At 69.9% G+C, this 6,267-nt stretch carries 6 protein-coding genes and 1 tRNA gene; 6 read left to right on the plus strand and 1 reads right to left on the minus strand.

Going from position 1 to position 6,267, the window contains the following annotated elements:
* Positions 1-81 precede the first annotated feature (81 nt).
* The 3 genes from D8M39_RS10425 to D8M39_RS10435 all read left to right on the plus strand — a co-directional run bounded on the left by D8M39_RS10425 (position 82) and on the right by D8M39_RS10435 (position 2,410).
* Positions 82-1,032, plus strand: coding sequence for a DMT family transporter (locus tag D8M39_RS10425; protein ID WP_126874975.1), 951 nt, complete (start codon positions 82-84; stop codon positions 1,030-1,032).
* A gap of 22 nt (positions 1,033-1,054) precedes the next feature.
* A complete protein-coding gene (locus tag D8M39_RS10430) occupies positions 1,055-2,209 on the plus strand; it encodes a glycosyltransferase (protein WP_126874976.1) in 1,155 nt (384 codons plus the stop codon).
* A gap of 127 nt (positions 2,210-2,336) precedes the next feature.
* A tRNA-Ile gene (locus tag D8M39_RS10435) sits at positions 2,337-2,410 on the plus strand.
* A 176-nt stretch (positions 2,411-2,586) separates the two neighbouring features.
* Here D8M39_RS10435 and D8M39_RS10440 read toward each other — a convergent pair.
* Entirely contained in the window at positions 2,587-3,114 is a 528-nt protein-coding gene (locus D8M39_RS10440; protein WP_238694052.1) for a murein hydrolase activator EnvC, read from the minus strand.
* 409 nt (positions 3,115-3,523) lie between these two features.
* On the opposite strand from D8M39_RS10440, the gene rpsB reads away from it, so the two are divergent.
* The 3 genes from rpsB to pyrH form a co-directional block, all read left to right on the plus strand.
* Positions 3,524-4,393, plus strand: coding sequence for a 30S ribosomal protein S2 (gene rpsB / locus D8M39_RS10445; protein ID WP_094393638.1), 870 nt, complete (start codon positions 3,524-3,526; stop codon positions 4,391-4,393).
* A gap of 115 nt (positions 4,394-4,508) precedes the next feature.
* Positions 4,509-5,339, plus strand: coding sequence for a translation elongation factor Ts (gene tsf, locus D8M39_RS10450; protein ID WP_126874978.1), 831 nt, complete (start codon positions 4,509-4,511; stop codon positions 5,337-5,339).
* Positions 5,340-5,641: 302 nt separating this feature from the next.
* A partial coding sequence (pyrH, locus tag D8M39_RS10455; RefSeq protein WP_126874982.1) for a UMP kinase occupies positions 5,642-6,267 on the plus strand: 626 nt, incomplete at its 3' end.

The following is a 6,267-nucleotide window of genomic DNA, read 5'->3' on the forward strand; positions in this document are numbered from 1 at the left end:
GGAGTCCGGCGGGATGAGGTGCGGAGCGCGGTGGCAGTGGTGCCCCTACGATGAGTCCGTGGACCAGCAGAAGACGGGACGATGAGCCAGTGGATCGCGGTGGCGCTGGCGATCGCCTCCGCCGTGTGCCTCGCGGTGGGCACTCAGACGCAGTCGGCGGCCGTCAGGGGCGAGACCTCCGGGGCCCTGAGACCCCGCAATCTGGGGGCCCTGCTGCGCAACGGCCGCTGGCTGCTCGGCACGGGCCTGCTGGGGCTGGGGATGGCGCTGAACGTCTCCGCGCTGACGCTGGCCACCGTGACCGTGGTGCAGCCCATCGGTGTGGTCGCGCTGGCGATCACGACACTGCTGCACGCCCGCCACCAGCACCTGACGATCAACCGCCGCACCTGGCTCGCGGTGGCGCTGTGCACCGCCGGCGGTGCCGGCTTCGTCGCCTGTGCCGTCTCCGCCACGGACCCCACCCGCAGGCCGGGAGCCGCGGCGGAGAACACCGTGGTGCTCATGCTGCTCGGGCTCGTGGTGCTCCTCGGCATTGCGGAGGTGATGCTTCGGCGTCATCGGATCAGCATGTTCTACGTGGTGGGGGCCGGGGTGCTCTACGGGTTCGTGGCGGTGCTCGTGCGCCTGACCATGACCACCCTCACCGCGGCGGGGCTCGGGGCCGTGAACTGGCTGGCCGTGCTGATGCTGCTGGTGGCGGCGGCCCTGGGCGGCTGGATGGTGCAGTGCGCGTATTCGAGCGGACCGCCGGACCTCGTGATCGCCGGGCTGACCGTGGTGGACCCCATGGTGGGTGTGGCACTGGGGCTCCTGGTCCTCGGGGAGGCCGGACCGGCGTTCACCGGGTGGGTCGCCGCTGGCATGGGGCTCGCAGGTGTCGTTGCTATAGTCGGCGTGGTCCTGCTCTCGCGGTTCCACCCAGAGGTCATCCAGCGCCGAGCGGCCGCACGCGCCCGCTCGAGGACGCGGGATGGCGGCACCGGCCAGCAGGCGGCGTCGTCCCGGAAGGATGCACGCCCCGACCGATGACCCACGTACGGAACACAAGGCATTGAAGATTCTGATCACCGCAGAGACCTATCCGCCCGACGTCAACGGTGCCGCACAGTTCGCCCGCCGCCTGGCGCACGGCATGCTCGAGCGTGGTCACGAGGTCCACGTGGTGGCGCCCATGCCCACCAGCGGTGCCTCCCGGACCATGGACGACGGGGGCGTCACGGAGCACCGCGTCCGCTCCCACCACGCGTTCACGCACCCCTACTTCCGGCTGTGCTTCCCGTGGGAGGTGGCCCGGGAGGTCACCCGGCTGCTCGACGAGATCCAGCCGGACGTCGTCCACATCCAGTGCCACTACATCCTGGGCCGGCTGGTGGCGAAGGAGGCCTCGCGCCGCGGGATCCGGCTGATCGGCACCAACCACTTCATCCCGGAGAACATCGAGCCGTTCCTGCCGTTCCCGGAGTGGTTCATCAGGGGCTACCGCAAGGTCTCCTGGTGGGACCTGGCGCGCATCTACGACCGGTGCGACGTCATCACCGCGCCCACCCCGCTCGCCGTGCGCACGATGGTGGACAACGGCGTGGCAGACCGCGCGCTGGCGGTGTCCAACGGGATCGAGGCCGGGCACTACGAGGCCCTCGATGGCGAGGACATCGGACGACAGGACCACCCCGTGGTCCTGTTCTGCGGCAGGCTCGCCGTCGAGAAGAACGTGGACGAGCTCATCCGTGCCGTGGGGTTGATCCCCCGGGAGAAGAACGTGCACGCGGAGATCGTGGGGGAGGGGGAGCAGCGGGACCGGCTCATCGCGCTCGCGCACGAGTGCGGCGTGGCCGACCGCGTGCACTTCCTGGGCTTCCTCACGGACGAGGAGCTGCGCCGTGCGTACCTGCGCGCGGACGTCTTCTGCCAGCCGGGCACCGCGGAGCTGCAGTCCCTCGTGACGCTCGAGGCCATGAGCGCCTCGAAGCCCGTGGTGCTCGCCAACGCCCGTGCGCTGCCGCACCTGGCTGACGAGGGCCGCAACGGCTACCTGTTCTCGCCGGGCGACTCCGGAGACCTGGCGCGCAAGCTGCAGCTGGTGCTCGACGCCACGCAGGAGCAGCGGCGGGCCATGGGGGAGCACAGCCACCACATGGTGTCCCAGCACTCCTTCACCCGCACGCTGGACCGATTCGAGTCCCTCTACAGCGGTGCCTCCAGCTGAGCAGCCACGGTCCGTTGCACCGGGGACGACGACGCCGCACGGGCACCGCACCCGAGCCCGGCCCCGTGGCACGCCACCGGAGGTCACGGTGGGGTACCGTGGTGCGGCGGCCTTCGGGTCGTCACGAGGGGCGGTAGCTCAGCTGGTCAGAGCAGAGGACTCATAATCCTTGGGTCGTGGGTTCAAGCCCCACCCGCCCTACGCGCACCGCCCTCCCGCCAGGTATCTCGCCCGGCGGGAGGGCGATTTCTTTGACCCCGTCCGAGCGGCGTCTCCGCCCGGTTGGCGAAGATGCCAGCCGCTTCCCGCAGGATCCATTTCCCGCAGGACCCGTCCCCACCCCTCCGGCTCGAACTGGCCGGACCTATTCCTCCCGCTCACTGCCGCTGCGGCACGGGCAGCAGGACCGAGGGTCGCAGATCGACGACGAACTGCAACGGATTGACGTACTCCCGGTCCTCTCGCACGCCCCAGTGGACGGCCGTACCTCCGGGACCGTGACCGGGCTCCGCCACCTTCCCGATCACCTGACCCCTGGTCACCCGGTCGCCACCGCCCACCGTGGCCAGGACGGGCTCGAATGAGGACTTGTGGCCGTCCCCGTGGTCGATCGTGAGCACCTCCCGGTCCACCACCACACCCGTGAAGCTCACCGTCCCCGCCTGCGGGGCGTGCACCTCCGTGCCCGGTGGAGCGTGCAGATCCACACCGCGGTGGCCCGGCAACCACTTCTTCGCCGGGGCTTCGAAGTGCCGTTCCACGGCGGGACGCGGGGACACGGGCCACGCCCAGCCCGCAGGTGCCGCCGCGGCGGGGGAGAGCGCCCCGGGGTGCACGAGAACCAGGAGCAGCAGCAGCGCCAGCGCCGTGGCACCCGGCAGCCCCGGTGCGCGAGGCTGCGGCACGGGCGCTCCGGAGGAAGGGACAGGAGGATCTGAGGGAGTCATGCCACCAGGCTGGCGCCGCGGCGTCATCGTGCGGCGAAGTGCCGCGGGATGTGGAGCGGGCACACCGCGCGATGCGCTAGACTGAACGGTGCAGTTGCCCTGCCATCGGTTCCTCATGCCCGCTCGCGGGTGGGAACAACGGCGGGCAGCTGACTTCGCGCGCGAGGGAACCCACCACGAACACGCTTCGTGCGGGTGCGTGCCCCTCGGTCCGAGACCCCCGTTCCACGGGAACTCGGTACGGGGCACGTGCGAGCACCTTTTGAGAAGGAGTGGCCCGCCGCATCGCGCCAGGGACCGGCACCGCCGGTCGAGAACCGTCAACCCATGACGGCCCCCGGGCCGTCAGATACTCACAGGAGACGACATGCCCGTCGTAACCATGCGCCAGATGCTCGACAACGGCGTCCACTTCGGCCACCAGACCCGTCGCTGGAACCCGAAGATGAAGCGCTTCATCTTCACCGAGCGCAACGGCATCTACATCATCGACCTGCAGCAGTCGCTGGGCTTCATCGACAAGGCCTACGAGGCCGTCAAGTCGACCGTCGCCCACGGCGGCACCATCCTCTTCGTCGGCACCAAGAAGCAGGCGCAGGAAGCGATCGCCGAGCAGGCGACCCGCGTGGGCATGCCCTACGTGAACCACCGCTGGCTCGGTGGCATGCTCACCAACTTCCAGACGGTCTCCAAGCGGATCGACCGCATGAAGGAACTGGAAGAGGTCGACTTCGACGACGTCGCCGGCTCGCAGTACACCAAGAAGGAACTGCTGCTGCTGCGCCGCGAGAAGGAGAAGCTGGAGCGCACGCTCGGCGGCATCCGCAACCTCACCAAGACCCCGTCCCTGATCTGGATCGTGGACACCAAGAAGGAGCACCTCGCGGTCGACGAGGCCCAGAAGCTCGGTGTGCCGATCGTCGCGATCCTCGACACCAACTGTGATCCGGACGAGGTCGCGTTCCCCATCCCGGGCAACGACGACTCCATCCGCTCCGTCTCCCTGCTGACCCGCGTGGTCGCGGACGCCGTGGCCGAGGGCCTCATGGAGCGCCACAACGGCAAGTCCAACGCCGCCGAGGAGCCCATGGCCGAGTGGGAGCGCGAGCTGCTCGAGCAGCACGAGGAGCAGAAGTCCGAGCAGGCCGCCCCGGCCGAGGAGTCCGCTCCCGCCGCCGAGCAGCCGGCCGAGACCGCTGAGACCGCTGAGCAGAAGGACGCCCCCGCCGCCGAGTGAGGCCGCGGGAGGTGTTCACCTCCCATTCTTCCCGGTGACCCACAGTGGTGACCGGAACCGCACCGGGCGTCCGAGGACGCCCGGTGCGGACACAACCGATAACAGAGGAGTTCACATGGCGAACTACACCGCTGCTGACATCAAGGCCCTGCGCGAGCGCACCGGCGCCGGCATGCTGGACGTCAAGAAGGCCCTGGACGAGGCCGACGGCGACACCCAGAAGGCCCTGGAGATCATCCGCGTGAAGGGCCTCAAGGGCGTCACCAAGCGCGAGGGCCGTTCCACCGCCGAGGGCATCATCGTGGCCCGCGCGGAGAACAACGTGGGCTACATGGTTGAGGTCAACTCCGAGACCGACTTCGTGGCCAAGTCCGCGCCGTTCGTGGAGTTCGGCAACAAGGTGCTCGACGCCGCCGTGGCCGCGGACGCCGCGGATCTCGAGTCTCTGCTCGCCACGGAGGTGGACGGCAAGCCCGTCTCCGAGCTCGTCACCGAGACCGGTGCGCTGCTGGGCGAGAAGGTCGTCGTGCGTCGTGTGGCCCGTGTGGCCGGTGACCACGTGGCCGTGTACCTGCACAAGACCTCCAAGGACCTCCCCGCCCAGGTGGGCGTCCTGCTGGCCGTGTCCGGTGCTGACGCTGAGGCCGCCGCGCACGACGTTGCCGTGCACATCGCCGCGATGTCCCCGACCTTCCTCTCGGAGGAGGACGTTCCCGCCGAGACGGTCGAGAACGAGAAGCGCGTGGCCGAGGAGACCGCTCGCAACGAGGGCAAGCCGGACAAGATCATCCCGAACATCGTCCAGGGTCGCCTGAAGGGCTACTACAAGGACGTCGTGCTCGTGGACCAGGACTTCGCGAAGGACTCCAAGAAGTCCGTGGGCCAGGTGCTCTCCGAGGCCGGCGCCACCGCCACCGCGTTCGCGCGGTTCCGCGTGGGAGCCTGATCTCACCACTGCGACTGCGGGGCGCTCCACCGAGGTGAGGCGCTGCGCGGCCGCCGCGGCGTTGTGGGAGGGAGACCGCCCGCGCGCCGCACCCCGCGACGGCGGGGCCCTGCCGGGAGACCGGTGGGGCCCCGCCGTTTCTGTATGCTGGTGGGCGGTCTGCCACGCGCCGGCCGCTCTCACGGGCACCCCGTCACGACACGCGGGGGTGGTGCCCGGGGAAGCACCCTGACGACACACCGGCCCCGGGAGGTTCCATGCCCACCACCAACGAATCCGAGCCCCAGGACGAGGCCATCCGCATGAGCCGGGAGGTGCGTCCGGGAGCGCCGGCGCGTCGTCGCGTGCTGCTGAAGCTCTCGGGCGAGGTCTTCGGCGGCGGCAGCGTGGGCGTGGACACCACCGTGGTGCGCCAGATCGCGGAGCAGATTGCCGCGACGGTGGGCCGCGTGGAGACCTCGATCGTGGTGGGCGGCGGAAACTTCTTCCGCGGCGCCGAGCTCTCGCAGGCCGGGATGGACCGTTCCCGTGCGGACTACATGGGCATGCTGGGCACCGTGATGAACTGCCTCGCGCTGCAGGACTTCCTGGAGCAGTGCGGCGTGGACACCCGCGTGCAGTCCGCGATCAAGATGGAGCAGGTGGCGGAGACCTACATCCCGCGCCGCGCCATCCGGCACATGGAGAAGGACCGCGTGGTCATCTTCGGCGCGGGCGCCGGTCTGCCGTACTTCTCCACGGACACCGTGGCCGCGCAGCGCGCCCTGGAGGTCCACGCCACGGAGGTCCTCATGGCAAAGAACGGTGTGGACGGCGTCTACACCGCAGATCCCCGCAAGGATCCCGCGGCCGAGCGCCTGGCGAGTCTGACCTACGACGACGCCCTCGCCCGCGACATCCGCGTGATGGACCAGACGGCGTTCGCGCT

Origin of the sequence: Kocuria sp. HSID17590 (assembly GCF_003989485.1) — a bacterium.
Classification (GTDB): domain Bacteria; phylum Actinomycetota; class Actinomycetes; order Actinomycetales; family Micrococcaceae; genus Kocuria; species Kocuria salsicia.